The organism is Frigoribacterium endophyticum, from assembly GCF_011759585.1.
Classification (GTDB): Bacteria; Actinomycetota; Actinomycetes; order Actinomycetales; family Microbacteriaceae; genus Frigoribacterium; species Frigoribacterium endophyticum.
Map to the genome: position 1 here is coordinate 603,266 of NZ_JAAOYV010000001.1, position 17,567 is coordinate 620,832.

The following is a 17,567-nucleotide window of genomic DNA, read 5'->3' on the forward strand; positions in this document are numbered from 1 at the left end:
CACGGCCGGGATCAGGGACCGGCCGCACGCCGACAGAAGGACCCACCGTGACTGACGCCACGACCGACGCTCCGGTCTCGCCCCCGCCCGCTCCGCCCGTGAGGGTCGCCATCGTCGACGACCACGAGTCGGTGCGCCTCGGCATCCAGGCCGCGTGCCAGAACGAGGGCTTCGACGTCGTGCTCACGGCCGCGGGGGTCCAGGAGCTCGTCGAGGCGCTCGCCGGCCGCGAGGTCGACGTGGTCGTGCTCGACCTCTCCCTCGGCGACGGCTCCACGGTCACCGAGAACGTCAAGCGCGTCCAGGCCACCGGCTCGGCCGTCCTGGTGCACAGCATCGCCGACCGGGTCGCCAGCGTCCGCGAGGCGCTCGCGGCGGGCGCGGCCGGCGTCATCCCGAAGTCGTCGGCGACGAAGACCGTGATGGCCGCCGTCGCCACGGTCGCCCGCGGCGACGTGCTGAACAACCTCGAGTGGGCGAGCGCGATCGACGCCGACCGCGACTTCGCGAAGGCCCAGCTCGGTCGGCGCGAGCGCGAGATCCTCCACCTCTACGCCTCGGGCCTCCCGCTCAAGCTCGCCGCCCAGCAGCTCGGCATCGGCTACTCGACGGCCCGCGAGTACCTCGACCGCATCCGCGTCAAGTACGTCGAGGTCGGCCGCCCGGCACCCACCAAGGTCGACCTGCTGCGTCGCGCCGTCGAGGACGGCATCCTGCCGGGCCTCGACGCGGACGGCGGCGATGGCCGCTGAGCGGGCGCTCACCGCTCCCGCCCCGCCCCGCGCCTCGCGCAACCCGATCAGCCAGGCCCTCTTCGACAAGGTCCTCGGCCGGGTCATCGCGCTCGCGGGCCTGATCTTCGGGCTGCAGGCCTTCCCGAGCATGCTCGCCCAGATCGGCAGCATGCAGGTCGCGTGGGCCTGGATCATCGGGCTGGCCATGTTCGGCGGCTTCGTCGCCATCGGGGTGGCCAGCCTCCTCGTCCGCGGCGTCGAGACGGCCAGCGCCTTCGTCGCGGTCGCCTACCTCATCGCCCTCATCACCTGGCCGTTGGCCGTCCAGGACCCGAGCGTCGTGCAGCCCTCCGTGCCCTGGCTCTGGTACCTCTGCACGGTGGCCACCGCGGCGGCCGCCTTCGCCTTCTCGGCCTGGATCGCGACCGGCTACCTCTTCGTCGCCCCGCTGGTCTACGGGCTCATCCGGCTGACGCCCTCGGGAGGCGGGGCGACGGTCTCCCGTGCCGCCCTCGACTCCGTCTACGCCGTGCTGCTCGGCGGCGCCGTGCTCATCCTCGTCCTGATCCTCCGTCAGGCCAGCGCCAACGTCGACGCGGCCCAGGCGACGGCGGTGGCGCGGTACTCGAACGCGATCCGCGAGCACGCGACCGAGCTCGAGCGCGTCGAGGTCGACGCGATCGTGCACGACAGCGTCCTGACGACCTTCATCCAGGCGGCGCGGGCCTACAGCGCGGAGGAGAAGGTCCTCGCGACCTCGATGGCGCGGAACGCGGTGGCGCACCTCTCCAGCGCGGCGAGCCAGACTCCCTTCGACGAGTCGGCGACGACCCTCGGCTCCATGCGCGACCGGCTCGTCGTCGTCACGAGCGAGATGGGCGCCGACGTGGAGGTCAGCACCCGCGGCATCGACGGCCACGGCATCCCCTCGCCGGCGGCCGAGGCGCTCTACAGCGCGGCCGTCCAGGCCGTCGTCAACAGCTGCCAGCACGCCGGCGGCGACGACGTCCGACGCTGGGTGACGGTGGAGTGGACCGAGACCGGCGGAGCCCTCGTCGAGGTCGGCGACACCGGGCGGGGCTTCGACCCCGGGCACGTGCCGGAGGGGCGCCTCGGGGTCCGGGTCTCCATCGTCGAGCGGCTCGCGAACGCGGGCGGGCTCGCCTGCATCGACTCGCGCCCGGGTGAGGGCACCGTCGTGCGCCTCGCCTGGCCGAGCGGCGACGTCGTCGGCCCCGCCGACGCCGCCCGCGAGGAGGCCGTGTCGTGAGGGTCAGCGTCCCGCGCTGGCTGATCGTCCTGCTGGCCGCCGTCTTCTCCGGCTACCACCTCGTCCTCGCCGCCGTCAGCCTCGACCGCTTCGACGACCCGTGGCCCGTCGTGGCCTGCATGGTCGTCTACGTGGTCGTCACCGTGATGGTGCTCTGGCCCTCGGGCCGCGCGCGCATGCCGGTCTGGCTCGCCGCGTTCGCGCTGGCCGTCAGCGTCGTCATGCCGCTCCTCGTGACGTCGCAGCTCGACCCGTCGCAGAAGAACGGCTACGCGACCTGGTACGTCGCCGCGATCGGCACGCTGATGGTCATCGTCGCCACCCGTCGCCGCCAGGGGTTCGCCTGGCTCGGGGTCGGCTTCATGGCCGTCCACGGCGTGACCTGGGGCGGGCTCGGCGCCGTCGCCGACCTCGGTGTCGTCGGCAGCGTCTCGTGGGTCGCCTTCGCGCACGCGATGACGGCCACCCTGACCCGTGCCGGGCGGGAGACGCGCGAGTTCATCCTCGCCGAGCACGAAGCGGCGGACTGGCAGGCCGCCCAGGAGGCCCACGTCAACGAACGTCAGTACCGCCTGCTCCAGACCAGCCGCACCGCACGGCCGATGCTGCAGGAGATCGTGGCCCAGGGCGGCGACCTCACGCCCGAGCAGCGGCAGGAGTGCCTCCACCTCGAGGGCGCGATCCGCGACGAGATCCGCGGCCGCCGCCTCCTCGACGACGACGTGCGGCGTGAGGTCATGGCCGCCCGGCGTCGCGGCGCCGTCGTCAGCCTGCTCGACGAGGGCGGCATCGACGACCTCGACGCCCGGGAGCTGCGACGCATCCACCAGGCGCTCGCCGAGGCTCTCCACGGCTCCTCCGCCGACCGCATCATCATCCGGACGGCCTCCGGCGGAGGGGACGACGCGGTGACGGTCGTCGGCCTCGGCTCGGCCGACCTGAGCTCCAGCGCCCTCGGGCGAGGAGTCGCGGCGGAGGCCGACGAGGACGACGACGGCGACGAGGTCCAGCTCTGGCTGCAGATCCCGCGCTCGGTGCCGGAGCAGGCGACGCCCTAGCGGGCACGGCCGGGTCGCCGCCGACGCACCCGTCGGGCACCGGACGAAGAAGGAGGGCCGGACGATGAGTCCGGCCCTCCTGGGGAACGTCACTGGGTCAGGGCGGTAACCCGAATACCGCCCTGACCCGCCCCCGGTCGAGGAACCTGCTTACCCTAGTCGACCCTCGATCGGCGGTGCTACTCAGAGAGAGACACCTAGCACTGATGACTATGCCGGTCGACCCAGGGTGCGCACAGTCGTCATTTAGGGGGACACCGAGGGGACGATAGGTCGGTCTACCCCCGTTCGGGAGCACTGGCCACGCGGATCTCGCCCTGCCCGACCGTGCGGGGGCCGACTCGACCGGGGGACAGGACGGGGTACGTCGGCTGGCCCCGCGAGGTCAGCGGACGGGGCTGCGCCAGGCGCCCGCGCCGCGGGGGAGCGGCCGACGGACGACCCGGGCCCGCGACGACCACTCCGAGGGGCTCGCCGGCACGGCCTCGGTGTCGCGCCGGCTCCGGGTCTCGGCCTCGACCGCGGCGAGGACCGCCGTGACGGCGGCGAGCTCCTCGGGGGTCGGCGACCCGGCGACGACGCGGAGGACGTCGCTCACAGCGGGATGTTCCCGTGCTTCTTGGGCGGCAGCTCGGCCCGCTTGGTGCGCAGGGCCCGGAGTGCCTTGATGACCGAGACCCGGGTGGCCGCCGGCTCGATGACGCCGTCGAGCTCGCCGCGCTCGGCGGCCAGGAACGGGCTGGCGACGTTGTAGGTGTACTCGCTCGCCAGTCGGGCCCGTACCTCCGCGACGTCCTCGCCGGCGGCCTCGGCGGCCTTGATCTCGCCCCGGTAGAGGATGTTGACGGCGCCCTGGCCGCCCATGACGGCGATCTCGGCGGTCGGCCAGGCGAGGTTGATGTCGGCCCCGAGCTGCTTGGAGCCCATGACGATGTAGGCCCCGCCGTAGGCCTTCCGCGTGATGACGGTGACCAGCGGCACGGTGGCCTCGGCGTACGCGTAGAGGAGCTTGGCCCCGCGGCGGATGACGCCCGTCCACTCCTGGTCGGTGCCCGGCAGGTAGCCGGGGACGTCGACGAGCGTGAGGATGGGGATGCCGAAGGCGTCGCAGAAGCGCACGAACCGGCTGGCCTTCTCGCCCGCCTCGATGTTGAGCGTGCCGGCCATGGCCGAGGGCTGGTTGGCGATGACGCCGACGGAGCGGCCCTCGACGCGGCCGAACCCGATCACGATGTTGGGGGCGAAGAGGGGCTGGACCTCGAGGAACTCGCCGTCGTCGACGACGTGCTCGATCACCGTCGTGACGTCGTAGGGCTGGTTGGGGCTGTCGGGGATCAGCGTGTTCAGCGTGCGGTCGGCGTCCGTCGTCTCGAGCTCGACCGGCCGGTCGAAGACGTGCGGCTCCGAGAGGTTGTTGTCGGGCAGGTACGAGAGCAGCGACCGGGCGTAGTCGAGGGCGTCGTCCTCGTCGCTCGCGAGGTAGTGCGAGACGCCGCTGACCTTGTTGTGGGTGAGCGCGCCGCCGAGCTCCTCGAAGCCGACGTCCTCTCCCGTGACGGTCTTGATGACGTCGGGGCCGGTGACGAACATGTGGCTCGTCTTGTCGACCATGATGACGAAGTCCGTCAGCGCGGGCGAGTACACCGCGCCTCCCGCGGCCGGGCCCATGATGAGCGAGATCTGCGGGATGACGCCCGAGGCGGCGGTGTTCAGCCGGAAGATCTCCCCGTACTTGCCGAGGGCGACGACGCCCTCCTGGATGCGCGCTCCGCCGCTGTCGAGGATGCCGATGATCGGAACGCCCGTCTTCAGCGCCAGCTGCATCACCTTGATGATCTTCTCGCCCGCGACCTCGCCGAGCGAGCCGCCGAAGATCGTGAAGTCCTGCGAGTAGACCGCCACCTGGCGGCCGTGGATGGTGCCCGTGCCGGTGACGACGGCGTCGCCGTAGGGGCGCTTGGCCTCCATGCCGAAGGCGTGGGTGCGGTGGCGGACGAACTCGTCGAGCTCGACGAACGACCCGGGGTCGAGGAGCCCGTCGATGCGCTCGCGGGCGGTCATCTTGCCCTTGGCGTGCTGCTTGGCGACGGCGGCCTCGCCGCTCGCCGTCACGGCCTCGTGGTACCGGGTCTTCAGGTCGGCGAGCTTGCCCGCCGTCGTCCGCAGGTCGGGCTGGGGGGCCGCCGGGCCGTCGGCCTCGGGGCGGGTGGTGTCGGAAGTCACGCGCCTCACTCTACCCAGCGGGCGCTCCCCGGCCGTTGGAGCTCGTCGCACGTCGATCGGCTCCCGCGCTGTGGGAGTCCTCACACGCCTAGGCTGACCGCGTGACGTTCCCGCTCGCCTCCGCCCGTTCGCCCCGCCTCGTCCACGTCGCCGAGACGGGGTCGACCAACGCCGACCTGCTGGCCGACGCCTCGGCCCCGCACGGCGCCGTCCTCGCCACGCTCTCGCAGACGGCCGGCCGCGGCCGCCTGGACCGCCGGTGGGTGGCGCGACCGGGCCGCACCGTCGCCGTCAGCGTCCTCCTCGAGCGCGGCTCCGTGCCGGTCGACGCGCTGGGCTGGGTGCCCCTCCTGGCCGGCGTCGCGATGCGCGCGGCCGTCGCGTCGCTGGTGGGCGCCGACCGGGTCGGCCTCAAGTGGCCCAACGACGTGCAGGTCGGCGGGGCCAAGGTGTGCGGCGTCCTCGCCGAGCTCCGGCCCGGTGCCTCGGCCGTGGTGGTGGGCGCGGGGGTCAACCTCACGACGCCCCGCGACGAGCTGCCCACCGACGCCTCCACGTCGCTCCGGCTCGAGGGGGCCGAGGGGGACGCGGAGTCGCTGGCCGACCTGGTCGTGGCCGGCTGGGTCTCCGAGGTGCTCGCCGGGTTCGACGCGCTCGCCGCCGCCGGGGGCGACGCCGTCTCCTCCGGCCTGCACGCCCGCGTGGCCGCCGAGTGCAGCACGCTCGGCCGCGAGGTCCGCGTGGAGCTGCCGTCGGGAGAGCTGCTCACGGGCCTCGCCGTCGCCGTCGACGAGGGCGGCCGGCTCGTCGTCCGCCCGCCCTCGGGCGCCGAGCGGGCGGTGGCCTCGGGCGACGTCACCCACGTCCGCCATGGGTGACGCGACGGGGACGGTCGAGCAGCAGCCGCCCGAGGTCGTGGTCGCCCGGCTGCGCCCCCACGCCCGGGTCCTGTTCTGGCCCTCGGTGGCCCTCATCGCGATCTGCGCCGGCGCCGGGTGGCTGAGCGGCGTCGTCGAGGCCGGGTGGCAGACGTGGGCCGTGCTCGGAGCCGCCGCGCTCCTCGCCCTGCTGCTCTGGGCGGTGCCGCTGCTCGTCTGGCTGGGGCGCCACACCGTCATCACCACGCGGCGCCTCATCGTCCGACGCGGCTTCTTCGTGCGCACCCGACAGGAGCTGCTGCACAGCCGGGGCTACGACCTGACCGTGCGTCGGAACGCCGCGCAGAGCCTCTTCCGCAGCGGCGACGTGCTCGTGGGCACGGGCCTCGACCGGCCGGTCGTGCTGTGGGACGTGCCGTCGGCCGACCTCGTCCAGGCCACGCTGCACGACCTGATGGAGGCGGCGTCCGACCCGCTCGTGCGGCGACGCCCGGTCGAGCGGCCGGAGCCCTGGGGAGACGACCCGGGCTGGCGGACCGACCACCCCGACCGCTGAGGCGCCCCGCCGCGGGGCGACCGACTGGCGCCCGGGCCCGAACTGGAATAAGGTATGTCGATGCGAATCTCTGTGATCGGTTGCGGTTATCTCGGTGCGGTCCACGCGGCCTGCATGGCCGAGCTCGGGCACGACGTCGTCGGCGTCGACGTCGACGAGCACAAGGTCGCCGAGCTGTCGGCCGGTCGGGCGCCGTTCTTCGAGCCGGGGCTTCCCGAGGTCCTCGCCCGCGGCGTCGCGAGCGGGCGGCTGCGCTTCACGACCGACATGGCCGAGGCGGCCGGGGCGCAGGTCCACTTCGTCGCCGTCGGCACGCCGCAGACCGCGGGCAGCCACGCCGCCGACCTCCGCTACGTCGACGCGGCCGTCACCGGTCTCCTGCCCCACCTCGGCGAGGGCGACCTGGTGGTGGGCAAGTCGACCGTCCCCGTCGGCACCGCAGCCCGTCTCGGCGACCTGGTGCGCGCCTCCTCGGGGGCGGACCTCGCCTGGAACCCGGAGTTCCTCCGGGAGGGCTTCGCCGTCGCCGACACGCTCTCGCCCGACCGCTTCGTCTACGGCGTCCGTCCCGGCCCGGAGGGCGACCGTGCGACCGGGCTGCTCGACGAGGTGTACGCCACCCCTCTCGCGAGCGGCATGCCCCGCATCGTCACCGACTACGCGACGGCGGAGCTGGTGAAGGTGTCGGCCAACGCCTTCCTGGCCACCAAGATCTCGTTCATCAACGCCATGGCCGAGATCGCCGAGGCGACGGGGGCCGACGTCACGCAGCTGGCCGACGCGATCGGGCACGACGCGCGCATCGGCCGTCGCTTCCTCAACGCCGGGCTCGGCTTCGGCGGCGGGTGCCTCCCGAAGGACATCAGGGCGTTCCAGGCCCGGGCCGACGAGCTCGGTCTCGACTCGCTGGCGTTCCTCGCCGACGTCGACGCCGTCAACCTGCGACGACGACGGAAGGTGGTCGACCTCACCGCCGAGATGCTCGGCGTCGTCGCGGGCGCGCGCGTCGCCGTGCTCGGCGTGGCGTTCAAGCCCGACAGCGACGACGTGCGCGACTCGCCGGCGCTCGACGTCGCCCGGGCGCTCCGGGCCGCCGGCGCGGACGTCGTGGTCCACGACCCGGAGGCCACCGCGACCGCGGCCAGGGTGGCTCCCGAGCTCGCCTACGTCGACGACGCGGACACGGCCCTGGCCGGTGCGGACGTCGTCCTCGTGCTGACGGAGTGGCGCGTCTTCCGCGACCTCGAGCCCGCGCACGTGGCCTCGCTGGTCGCGGGCCGGCGCATCGTCGACGCCCGCAACGTCCTCGACCTCGGTGCCTGGCGCGCGGCGGGCTTCGACGCGCGGGGCCTCGGGCGTCCCTAGCCCCGGGCCTCCGCGGGCTCGGTGCTCCCGACCAGGTCCTCCCGCGCCGTGGCGGTGGGGTGTCGTCGGCCCCGTCGACGGGGGCTGAACACCCAGGCCTTGTAGAGCGTGAACCGGAACGCCGTCCCGAGCGCGAGCCCGACGACGTTGGACGACACGTTGTCGGCCAGCGCCGACCGGAGGCCCAGCACCGAGTGGGAGACGACCAGGCAGGCGAGCCCGATGGCGAGGCCGCCGAGCGCCACGGCGAAGAACTCCGCCGCCTCGCGGACGGGGTGGTCGCTCCGTGTCGCCCGGAACGTCCAGAGCCGGTTGCCCACCCAGACCACGACGATCGAGACGACGCCGGAGACCACCTTGGCGACGACGGCGCCCTGGCTCACCTGCTCCGGGTCGAGCACGGTGGCGCGGAGCAGGTTGAACAAGCCGAGGTCGACGACCAGCCCCACCCCGCCCACGGCGCCGTAGCGCAGGAGCTGCTCGACGAGTCGTCGCATGCGCCTCTCCCGGTGATCGGCCAAGATGGTGGGTGGCTCGCAGGAGCCGTGACGACGATACAGCGTCGCCCGACCGCGGGGGCGCGAGCGAGGAGACGAGATGGCCCACAGCATCGGAGTGATCGGCGGCGGCCAGCTCGCACGGATGATGGTGCCCCCGGCGGTGCACCTCGGGTTCGACCTGCGGGTGCTCGCCGAGGCGGAGGGCACCTCGGCAGGGCTCGCGGCGACGGCCGTCGGCGACCACCACGACGCCCGCGCCGTCCTCGACTTCGCCCGTGACGTCGACGTCGTCACGTTCGACCACGAGCACGTCCCGCAGGAGGTGCTCCGGGCGCTGGTCGAGGCCGGCGTGGCCGTGCACCCCTCGCCGGGCGCCCTGGCCGTCGCCCAGGACAAGATCGTCATGCGGGAGCGCCTGACCGCGCTCGGGCTCCCCGTCCCGGAGTGGTCCGCGGTGCGCGACTCGGCCGACCTGGGCGCGTTCCTCGAGGGCCACGGCGGGCGGGCGGTCGTGAAGACCCCGCGCGGCGGCTACGACGGCAAGGGCGTCCGGGTGGTCCGGGCCGCCGACGAGGCCGACGACTGGTTCGCCGTCGTGGCCGAGCACGGCCCCGACGCCGTGCTGCTCGTGGAGGAGCTCGTCGAGTTCCGCCGCGAGCTCTCGCAGCTGGTCGCTCGCCGCCCGAGCGGCGAGATCGCGGCGTGGCCCCTCGTCGAGACCATGCAGCGCGACGGGGTGTGCGCCGAGGTGACCGCTCCTGCTCCCGGCGCCTCGGAGGCCCTCGTCCGCGAGGCCGAGGCGATCGCCCGGTCGGTCGCCGAGCAGCTCGAGGTGACCGGCGTGCTCGCCGTGGAGCTCTTCGAGACCGCGGACGGCCGCCTGCTGATCAACGAGCTGGCCATGCGGCCGCACAACACCGGCCACTGGACGATCGACGGCGCCGTCACGAGCCAGTTCGAGCAGCACCTGCGGGCCGTGCTCGACCTCCCCCTGGGCGAGACGAGCGCGCACCGCCCCTGGAGCGTCATGGTCAACGTGCTCGGCGGGCCGTCCGAGGGCACGATGGGCGACCGGCTCGCCGCCCTCATGGCCGCTCAGCCGGGCGCCAAGGTGCACGACTACGGCAAGGACCCCCGCCCCGGCCGCAAGGTCGGGCACGTCACGACGACGGGCGCCGACCTCGACGAGGTCACCGCCCGGGCGCGCGCCGCTGTCCGTTTCTTCGAGGGCTGACGGCTATCCTCTCCTTCGTGCCCGACCCGACCGCTCCCGCCCCGACTCCCGCGACGAGGCCGAACGACCCCCTCGTGAGTCCGCTCGTGTCGATCGTCATGGGGTCCGACAGCGACTGGCCGACCCTGCGCGCCGCCTCCGACGTCCTCGTGGAGCTCGGCATCGCGCACGAGGTCGAGGTCGTGTCGGCCCACCGCACGCCCGACAAGATGGTCGCCTTCGGCAAGGGGGCGGCCGGGCGGGGCGTCCGCGTGGTGATCGCCGGAGCGGGCGGCGCCGCACACCTGCCCGGCATGATCGCCTCGCTCACCACGCTCCCCGTCGTCGGCGTGCCGGTGGCGCTGGCCACGCTCGACGGGCTCGACTCCCTCCTCTCGATCGTGCAGATGCCCGCGGGCATCCCGGTCGCCACCGTCTCCATCGGGGGCGCGGCCAACGCCGGCCTGCTCGCCGCCCGCATCCTCGGCACCGCCGACCCCGTTGTCTCGGCCCGCCTGGCCGAGCACGCGGCCGGCCTGGGCGAGCTGGTCGAGCAGAAGAACGCCGCTCTGCGTCGGTCGCTGTGAGCGCCGCGCTCCCCGTCCGCCACCCCGACCTCGGGTCGCCGTCGTTCATGACGAGGCGCGCCTGGGCGCTCGTCGTGCTCAACGTGCTGGTGCCGGGGTCGGCCCAGGTCCTGGCGGGCAGCCGACGCCTGGGCCGGTGGGGGCTCGCCTCGACCCTGGTCTTCTGGGCCGCGGCCGTCGTCACGGTCGTCCTGGCCCTGGTCTGGCGCACACCGCTCTTCGAGGTCGCGACCAACGTCGTGGCCCTCACCGTCGTCCAGGTGTTCCTGATCTACTACGCGGCGCTGTGGCTGGTGCTGACGATCGACACGCTCCGCCTCCTCCGCATCGTGCGGACGGTGCCCACGGCCCGGGGGTTCCTGGCGGGCGTGATGGTGCTCCTGCTGGCGGGCACGGTGGGCCCCGCGGCCTACGGCGCGTACCTGACCGGGGTGCAGCACGGCCTGCTCGACTCGCTCTTCACCTCCCGGCAGGCGGCGGCCGACCCGATCGACGGCCGGTACAACATCCTGCTGCTCGGCGGCGACGCGGGCGCCGACCGCACGGGCCTCCGCCCCGACAGCATCTCGGTCGCGAGCATCGACGCCGAGACCGGTGCCACGACCATCGTCGGGATTCCGCGCAACCTCTACAACGCGCCGTTCTCCGAGGGGTCCCCGCTCTGGGGCGAGTTCCCCGACGGCTACTCCTGCGGCGACGACTGCCTCGTGAGCTACCTGTACACCTACGGCGAGGAGCACCCGGAGCTCTACCCCGACGCGGAGCAGCGGGGGAGCAACCCGGGCATCGAGGCCATGCGCGACGCCGTGCAGGGCGTCACCGGGCTCACCCTCCAGTACTACGTCCTCATCGACATGCAGGGCTTCGTCCAGCTGATCGACGCACTCGGCGGCATCACGATCGACAACACCGAGGGGCGCCTCCCGATCAACGGCGGCGTCGACGCCGCGGGCCAGCCGATCAACGTCGACGGCTGGATCGAGCCGGGCGAGCAGGTGATGGACGGCTACCACGCCCTCTGGTACGCCCGGGCCCGGCACGGCTCCGACGACTACCACCGCATGGCCCGCCAGCGGGAGGTGCAGCAGGCGCTGCTGTCGCAGTTCCAGCCCGCCACGGTGCTGTCGAAGTTCCAGTCGGTCGCGGCCGCGGGCGCGCAGACCGTCGACACCGACATCCCCCAGGGGGCGCTCGGCGCCTTCGTCGAGCTCGCGCTCGAGGCCAAGTCGCAGCCGATCACCGACCTCGAGATCGTCCCGCCGACGTACTCGAACGTCTACCCCGACTTCGACGTGATCCACGCCGCCGTCGCGGCCGCGACGACCTCGACGCCGGCCGGCTGACGAGGCACGTCACGACCACCGGCTCCGCCCCCGCTCGGACGGCGGGCGGGCGGAGGCCGGTGCATCGGCGCTACAGGTCGGCGTGCAGCTGCCAGACCTTGTCGGCCGAGTCCCGCCAGCTGAAGGCGCGAGCGCGGTCGAGCCCGGCGATGCCGAGCCGGGAGGAGAGCTCGAGGTCGGTGACGACCTGGAAGATCGCCTGCGCGAGCCGGGCCGGGTAGCCCTCGGCGTCGGCGCGGGGCACCACGACGGCCGCTTCGTCCGCCACCTCGACGAGGGCCGGGGCGTCGGAGACGATCGTGGGCGTGCCGAGGCTGAGCGCTTCGACGACGGGGAGGCCGAAGCCCTCCGCGAGGCTCGGGAACACGAAGACCGAGGCCCGCTGCAGCAGGACGGCCAGCTGGGCGTCGGAGACGAAGCCCAGGGTGCGGACACGGTCCGGCGCGAGCCCGGCCTCGGCGGCGATGTCGGCGACGCGGACGTCGCCCCAGCCGTCCGGGCCGACGACGAGGAGGGGCAGGTCGGGCGCGTCGGGGTGGGCGAGCGACTCGATCAGGGGGCGGAGGCCCTTCCGCGGCTCCAGCGTCCCGACGCTCAGCACGTAGCGCTCGGGGAGGTCGAGCGCGTCGGCCAGGGCGTCCGCGTCGGCGGGCACCCTCAGGTCGTCGCTCACCGCGCCTCCGACGACCCGGATCCGGTCGCCGAAGGGGAAGAGCTCGGCCAGGTCGGCCGCGACGGCGTGCGTGGGGACGACGACGGCGTCGGCGTACCGGAAGGCGCGCTTGATCATGGCCCGGTGCCAGCGCACCCCGCGGGGGGTCAGCGTCTCGGGGTGGGTCCACGGGACGGTGTCGTGGAGGGTGACGACCGTCTGGTCTCCGGGGGAGAGGTCGCGGTCGTGACGACCGAGGGGAGCCAGGAGGCTGGTGGCGTGGACCATGCCCCGGCCGGGGAGGCCGAGGACGCCGGCCTGCCAGGCGAGCGAGAGCTCGCGGCGCCCGAGCGGCGACTTCGTGAGGCGGGCGAGCCCGGGGACGAGGTCGGTGAGCCTGTCGTAGTCGTCCTGCGGATGGGCCGCGACGACGCCCTCGACCTCGCACCCGCGGGGCGCGGTCGCGACGAGGGCCCGGGTGAGCTCGCTCGTGTAGCGACCGATGCCGCCGGGGACGGGGGCGAGGATCTGGTCGACGACGACCCGCAGCGTGGTCATCGTCCTCCCACCGGGTCGGCGAGCACGCCGGTGGCGGTCGCCTCGGCCAGGGCCTCGCGCCAGTCGCGCATCGGCTCGAGCCCGGCTCGGCGCCACGCGTTGTGGCCGAGCACGCTGTAGGCGGGCCGGGGAGCGGGGCGCACGAAGCTCGAGCTGTCGGTCGCGAGCACGCGCTCCGGGTCGAGCCCCGCGAGCCGCAGGGTCTCCTGCGCGAACTCGAACCAGCTCGCCTGCCCCGAGGCCGTGCCGTGGTAGACGCCGGCGGGGGCGTCGGCGTCGACGAGGGCGACGATCCGGTGCGCGAGGTCGAGGGTCCAGGTGGGCTGCCCGACCTGGTCGGCGACGACCGAGAAGGTGTCGCGCGTGGCCGCGAGGCCGAGCATCGTGCGCGGGAAGTTCGCTCCGTGCCGGCCGTACAGCCACGCCGTGCGCACGACGTAGGTGCCGCGCGGGTTGGCTGCCAGGGCGGCCCGCTCGCCGACGGCCTTGGTGCGGCCGTACGCGTTGAGGGGGGCGTAGGGGGCGTCCTCGGCGTACGGCGCGACGGCGTCGCCGGCGAAGACGTAGTCGGTCGACACCGTGACCAGCTTCGCGCCGGAGGCGGCGGTCGCCTCGCCGAGGAGGCCGACGGCCGTCCCGTTCACCGCCAGCGCCGCCTCCTCGTCGGTCTCCGCCGCGTCGACGGCGGTCCAGGCCGCGGCGTTGACCACGACGTCGTGGCCCTCCACGGCGGCGAACACGGCGTCGCGGTCGGTGACGTCGAGCTCGGAGCGACCGAGGAGGGTGACGTCGCGGCCGAAGAGGGCCTCGACCAGGTCGGAGCCCAGCATGCCGCGGGCGCCGGTGACGAGGTACTTGGCGTGCTGGGGCGTCGTCATCAGAGGGCCGCGCGCTCCTTCAGGGGCTCCCACCACTGGCGGTTGTCGCGGTACCACTGCACGACGTCGGCGAGGCCCTGGGCGAACGGCACCTGCGGCTCGTAGCCGAGCTCGGCACGGATCTTGGAGATGTCGACCGAGTAGCGGAGGTCGTGGCCGAGGCGGTCCTGGACGCGGTCGACGTACGACCAGTCCTTGCCGGTGGCCTCGAGCAGCATCTCGGTGAGCTCCTTGTTCGTGAGCTCCGTCCCGCCGCCGATGTTGTAGATCTCGCCCGGGCGACCGTCGACCAGGACCATCGCGATGCCGCGGGTGTGGTCGTCGACGTGCAGCCAGTCGCGGATGTTGTTGCCCTCGCCGTACAGGGGCACGTGACGGTCGTCGATGAGGTTCGTGACGAAGAGCGGGATGACCTTCTCGGGGAAGTGGTACGGGCCGTAGTTGTTGCTGCAGCGCGTGATCGAGACGTTCAGGCCGTGGGTTCGGTGGTAGCTGCGCGCGAGCAGGTCGCTGCCGGCCTTCGACGCCGAGTACGGCGAGTTGGGCTCGAGGGGGCGGTCCTCCGCCCACGAGCCCTCGGCGATGGAGCCGTAGACCTCGTCGGTCGAGACGTGGACGAAGCGCGCGAGATCGTTGCGGAGCGCCGCGTCGAGCAGCTGCTGCGTGCCGAGGACGTTGGTCTCGACGAAGATCGAGGCGTCGCGGACGGACCGGTCGACGTGCGACTCGGCCGCGAAGTGGACGACGGCGTCGACCTCGGGGAAGAGCGTGTCGAGGAGCGCGCCGTCGCGGATGTCGCCCTGCACGAACCGGTAGCGGGGGGAGTCGGCCACGCTGGCGAGGTTCTCGAGGTTGCCCGAGTAGGTGAGGGCGTCGAGCACGACGACCTCGGCGCCCTCGAGGCCCGGGTACGCGTCCTCCAGGGTGCGACGCACGAAATTCGATCCGATGAAGCCGGCGCCGCCGGTGACTAGGATTTTCACGGTCCCAGCCTACAAGGCGTCCGTTGCTAGACTCCCGACGTGCAGATCCGTGAGTTGACCGTGCCCGGCGCCTGGGAGTTCGTCCCGACACAGCACGGCGACGACCGTGGCGTGTTCTTCGAGCAGTACCGCTTCGACCGCGTGCAGGAGACCGTGGGGCACCCCCTCGCGCTCAAGCAGGTCAACACCTCGGTGTCGGCGCGCGGCGTCGCCCGCGGCGTGCACTACGCGCTCGTGCCGCCGAGCCAGGCGAAGTACGTCTCGGCCCCCAAGGGCGCGTTCATCGACTTCGTCATCGACATCCGGGTCGGGTCGCCGACCTTCGGCCAGTGGGACTCGGTGCTCATCGACGACGTCGACCGTCGTGCCGTCTACCTCTCCGAGGGGCTCGGGCACGCCATCGTCGCCCTCACCGAGGGCGCGACGGTCAACTACCTCGTCACCGAGACCTTCAACCCCGAGCGCGAGAAGGGCCTCAGCGTCCTCGACCCCGACATCGGGCTCACGTTCCCCACCGACATCGGCGAGATCCTCCTCTCGCCGAAGGACACCTCGGCCCCGACCCTGGCCGAGGCCGAGTCCCAGGGGCTCCTGCCGACGTGGCAGGAGTGCCAGGACCTCTACCAGCAGCTCCGAGCTGCGAACTAGGCAGGCATGCGCGGAATCATCTTGGCCGGCGGGTCCGGCACACGTCTCTACCCCATCACCAAGGGCATCTCGAAGCAGCTGATGCCCATCTACGACAAGCCGATGGTCTACTACCCCTTGTCGACGCTGCTCTCCGCGGGCATCCGCGAGATCCTCATCATCACGACGCCGGACGACGCGCCCCAGTTCCGGAGGCTGCTCGGCGACGGCTCCGACCTCGGCATCGAGCTGACCTACGCCGTCCAGCCGTCGCCGGACGGCCTGGCCCAGGCCTTCGTGATCGGTGAGGAGTTCATCGGCGACGAGAAGGTCGCGCTCGTGCTCGGCGACAACATCTTCCACGGGGTGGGCCTCGGCTCGAACCTCCGGGCGAACACCGACCCGGACGGCGGGGTCATCTTCGCCTACCACGTGGCCAACCCGCGGGCCTACGGCGTCGTCGACTTCGACGACACCTTCACCGCGCGCTCCATCGAGGAGAAGCCCGAGCACCCCAAGAGCAACTACGCGGTGCCGGGCCTCTACTTCTACGACAACTCCGTCGTCGAGGTGGCGAAGTCGATCGAGCCCAGCGCTCGGGGCGAGCTCGAGATCACCACCGTCAACGAGGCCTTCCTCACCGCCGGCAAGCTGCAGGTGCAGGTCCTCGACCGGGGCACGGCCTGGCTCGACACCGGCACCCACGAGTCGATGATGCAGGCCTCCGAGTACGTGCGCGTCATCGAGCAGCGTCAGGGCTTCAAGATCGGCTGCGTCGAGGAGATCGCGTGGCGTCGTGGCTGGATCGACGACGACCAGCTCCGGGCACTCGCCGCCCCGCTCGTCAAGAGCGGCTACGGGGAGTACCTGCTGGGCCTGCTGGGCTAGTCCTCCGTTCTGCCGACGCCCTCTCGGGGGGTGGTGGCGCCCCGGGGCTCCGTGGGAGGTTGGGACGATCATGGATCGCTCTGCTGCCGACGCCGCTCCGCTCGGGCCCCGCTCCGGGCTCGACCGGCGGAGGCTCCTCTCCTACGCCGCCGCCACCGCCGTCGCGGCGGGGACGGCCGTCTCGCTCGACGCCCACCGCGCCTCCGCCGTGTCGTCCCTCGGCGAGACCGGCGCCTCCGTCCAGAGCGTGGCCCAGGCCCTCGCCGCGGCCCAGACGACGGCGTGGGGCGGCCACTCCAACGGCAACATCCCCCCGGGGGCCCTGACGCCCGTCGTGGCCAGCGTGGCGGGGTCGGGCTACCTCCGCACCGACGCGGCTCGTCAGTACCTCGCCCTCAGCCTCGCCTTCTCGAACGCCATCGGGACCCCGCTCGCCATCACCGAGGGCTACCGGAGCTACGCGCGGCAGGTCGAGTACTGGAACCTCTACCAGGCGGGCAAGGGCAACCTCGCCGCGTACCCCGGCACGTCGAACCACGGCTGGGGCATCTCCTGCGACTTCGGGGCCGGGGTGGCCTCGTCCGGCTCCGCCGCCAAGCGCTGGATGGACGCCAACGCCCCCGCCTACGGGTGGAGCCCGACCGGCAACACCTTCAGCCGGCCCGAGCCCTGGCACTTCGACTACGTCGGCAACTACGTCGGCGACATCCCGCTCGACGTGGAGCGCGACCCCGACGTCGTCATCATCCGCACCACGCAGGGCCTCGACGAGCAGCAGGCCGGCTACACGGCCCTCGTCGGCCTGCACAGCCTGAGGCACCTGTCGAGCCTCGACATGATCAACAGCATGCGCGTGATCGGCACCCCGTACTACGAGCTCGACCGCGGGCGCTTCTACGACGTCATCAACTCCATGGGCATCCCGCGCTCCGCCCTCACCCCGGACGCCGACTACTTCCGTCGCTGACGCGACGCCCCTCCCCGCTACAGGAACGGATCACCACATGCTCATCATCCGCTGCACGGACACCCTCGCCGAGGTCGGCGGCGGCTACATCTGCATGGTCGGAGTGCGGTCGCTGCGGCACATGACCACGATGGACATGGTCTACGCCATGCAGTCCATCGGCGTGCAGTACAAGAACCTCAACGCCGCCGCGTTCTACAACGTGCTGAGCTCGCTCTCCATCCCGCGGTCCGCCCTCACCACGGGCGCCGACTACTCCGGGCGCTGACGCTCGGGCGCTGACGCTC

Annotated in this window: 19 protein-coding genes; 13 read left to right on the plus strand and 6 right to left on the minus strand. The window is 72.9% G+C overall.

Going from position 1 to position 17,567, the window contains the following annotated elements:
* Nucleotides 1-47: 47 nt before the first annotated feature.
* Genes FHR77_RS02835 through FHR77_RS02845 form a run of 3 tightly spaced genes read left to right on the plus strand, consistent with a single transcriptional unit; the run spans nucleotide 48 to nucleotide 3,062 of the window.
* Entirely contained in the window at nucleotides 48-752 is a 705-nt protein-coding gene (locus FHR77_RS02835) for a response regulator (protein WP_056053280.1), read from the plus strand.
* Entirely contained in the window at nucleotides 742-2,004 is a 1,263-nt protein-coding gene (locus FHR77_RS02840) for a sensor histidine kinase (RefSeq protein WP_167258659.1), read from the plus strand. The genes FHR77_RS02835 and FHR77_RS02840 overlap by 11 nt, the downstream gene beginning before the upstream one ends.
* On the plus strand, nucleotides 2,001-3,062 hold the full coding sequence (locus FHR77_RS02845; RefSeq protein WP_167258660.1) for a hypothetical protein: 1,062 nt from the start codon (nucleotides 2,001-2,003) through the stop codon (nucleotides 3,060-3,062). Before FHR77_RS02840 ends, FHR77_RS02845 begins: the two co-directional genes overlap by 4 nt.
* Nucleotides 3,063-3,447: 385 nt before the next feature.
* On the opposite strand, the gene FHR77_RS02850 is transcribed toward FHR77_RS02845, so the two are convergent.
* On the minus strand, nucleotides 3,448-3,660 hold the full coding sequence (locus FHR77_RS02850; protein ID WP_167258661.1) for an acyl-CoA carboxylase epsilon subunit: 213 nt from the start codon (nucleotides 3,658-3,660) through the stop codon (nucleotides 3,448-3,450).
* A complete protein-coding gene (locus FHR77_RS02855; RefSeq protein WP_167258662.1) occupies nucleotides 3,657-5,285 on the minus strand; it encodes an acyl-CoA carboxylase subunit beta in 1,629 nt (542 codons plus the stop codon). Before FHR77_RS02855 ends, FHR77_RS02850 begins: the two co-directional genes overlap by 4 nt.
* A 101-nt stretch (nucleotides 5,286-5,386) precedes the next feature.
* Between FHR77_RS02855 and FHR77_RS02860 the strand changes: the two genes are divergently transcribed.
* From FHR77_RS02860 to FHR77_RS02870, 3 genes are read left to right on the plus strand one after another with little or no spacing between them, the layout of a single operon-like run.
* A complete protein-coding gene (locus tag FHR77_RS02860; RefSeq protein ID WP_167258663.1) occupies nucleotides 5,387-6,163 on the plus strand; it encodes a biotin--[acetyl-CoA-carboxylase] ligase in 777 nt (258 codons plus the stop codon).
* Nucleotides 6,156-6,719, plus strand: a complete 564-nt coding sequence (locus tag FHR77_RS02865; protein WP_167258665.1) for a PH domain-containing protein — start codon at nucleotides 6,156-6,158, stop codon at nucleotides 6,717-6,719. The genes FHR77_RS02860 and FHR77_RS02865 overlap by 8 nt, the downstream gene beginning before the upstream one ends.
* 60 nt (nucleotides 6,720-6,779) lie before the next feature.
* A complete protein-coding gene (locus FHR77_RS02870; protein WP_167258667.1) occupies nucleotides 6,780-8,084 on the plus strand; it encodes a UDP-glucose dehydrogenase family protein in 1,305 nt (434 codons plus the stop codon).
* On the opposite strand, the gene FHR77_RS02875 is transcribed toward FHR77_RS02870, so the two are convergent.
* A complete protein-coding gene (locus FHR77_RS02875; RefSeq protein ID WP_167258669.1) occupies nucleotides 8,081-8,581 on the minus strand; it encodes a GtrA family protein in 501 nt (166 codons plus the stop codon). The genes FHR77_RS02870 and FHR77_RS02875 overlap by 4 nt on opposite strands.
* A 100-nt stretch (nucleotides 8,582-8,681) precedes the next feature.
* On the opposite strand from FHR77_RS02875, the gene FHR77_RS02880 reads away from it, so the two are divergent.
* The 3 genes from FHR77_RS02880 to FHR77_RS02890 all read left to right on the plus strand — a co-directional run bounded on the left by FHR77_RS02880 (nucleotide 8,682) and on the right by FHR77_RS02890 (nucleotide 11,727).
* Nucleotides 8,682-9,818, plus strand: coding sequence for a 5-(carboxyamino)imidazole ribonucleotide synthase (locus FHR77_RS02880; RefSeq protein ID WP_167258671.1), 1,137 nt, complete (start codon nucleotides 8,682-8,684; stop codon nucleotides 9,816-9,818).
* A gap of 98 nt (nucleotides 9,819-9,916) precedes the next feature.
* Nucleotides 9,917-10,384, plus strand: a complete 468-nt coding sequence (gene purE / locus FHR77_RS02885) for a 5-(carboxyamino)imidazole ribonucleotide mutase (RefSeq protein ID WP_167259427.1) — start codon at nucleotides 9,917-9,919, stop codon at nucleotides 10,382-10,384.
* Nucleotides 10,381-11,727 carry an LCP family glycopolymer transferase gene (locus FHR77_RS02890; RefSeq protein WP_167258673.1) on the plus strand — a complete coding sequence of 449 codons (1,347 nt, stop codon included), beginning with the start codon at nucleotides 10,381-10,383 and terminating at the stop codon, nucleotides 11,725-11,727. The genes purE and FHR77_RS02890 overlap by 4 nt, the downstream gene beginning before the upstream one ends.
* Nucleotides 11,728-11,797: 70 nt before the next feature.
* Here the strand turns inward: FHR77_RS02890 and FHR77_RS02895 are convergent, their stop codons facing one another.
* The 3 genes from FHR77_RS02895 to rfbB are packed head-to-tail and all read right to left on the minus strand — an operon-like array spanning nucleotide 11,798 to nucleotide 14,798.
* Complete coding sequence (locus FHR77_RS02895; protein WP_167258675.1) at nucleotides 11,798-12,937, minus strand: glycosyltransferase family 4 protein; 1,140 nt, start codon at nucleotides 12,935-12,937, stop codon at nucleotides 11,798-11,800.
* Nucleotides 12,934-13,815 carry a dTDP-4-dehydrorhamnose reductase gene (gene rfbD, locus FHR77_RS02900; protein ID WP_167258677.1) on the minus strand — a complete coding sequence of 294 codons (882 nt, stop codon included), beginning with the start codon at nucleotides 13,813-13,815 and terminating at the stop codon, nucleotides 12,934-12,936. Before rfbD ends, FHR77_RS02895 begins: the two co-directional genes overlap by 4 nt.
* Complete coding sequence (gene rfbB, locus FHR77_RS02905; protein ID WP_167258679.1) at nucleotides 13,815-14,798, minus strand: dTDP-glucose 4,6-dehydratase; 984 nt, start codon at nucleotides 14,796-14,798, stop codon at nucleotides 13,815-13,817. The genes rfbD and rfbB overlap by 1 nt, the downstream gene beginning before the upstream one ends.
* 39 nt (nucleotides 14,799-14,837) lie before the next feature.
* Between rfbB and FHR77_RS02910 the strand changes: the two genes are divergently transcribed.
* The 4 genes from FHR77_RS02910 to FHR77_RS02925 all read left to right on the plus strand — a co-directional run bounded on the left by FHR77_RS02910 (nucleotide 14,838) and on the right by FHR77_RS02925 (nucleotide 17,548).
* Complete coding sequence (locus tag FHR77_RS02910; RefSeq protein ID WP_167258681.1) at nucleotides 14,838-15,446, plus strand: dTDP-4-dehydrorhamnose 3,5-epimerase family protein; 609 nt, start codon at nucleotides 14,838-14,840, stop codon at nucleotides 15,444-15,446.
* 6 nt (nucleotides 15,447-15,452) lie between these two features.
* Complete coding sequence (gene rfbA, locus FHR77_RS02915; protein WP_167258683.1) at nucleotides 15,453-16,313, plus strand: glucose-1-phosphate thymidylyltransferase RfbA; 861 nt, start codon at nucleotides 15,453-15,455, stop codon at nucleotides 16,311-16,313.
* 70 nt (nucleotides 16,314-16,383) lie between these two features.
* Nucleotides 16,384-17,280, plus strand: a complete 897-nt coding sequence (locus tag FHR77_RS02920; protein WP_167258685.1) for a M15 family metallopeptidase — start codon at nucleotides 16,384-16,386, stop codon at nucleotides 17,278-17,280.
* A gap of 37 nt (nucleotides 17,281-17,317) precedes the next feature.
* Nucleotides 17,318-17,548, plus strand: coding sequence for a hypothetical protein (locus FHR77_RS02925; RefSeq protein WP_167258687.1), 231 nt, complete (start codon nucleotides 17,318-17,320; stop codon nucleotides 17,546-17,548).
* The last annotated feature ends 19 nt before the right edge of the window (nucleotides 17,549-17,567 follow it).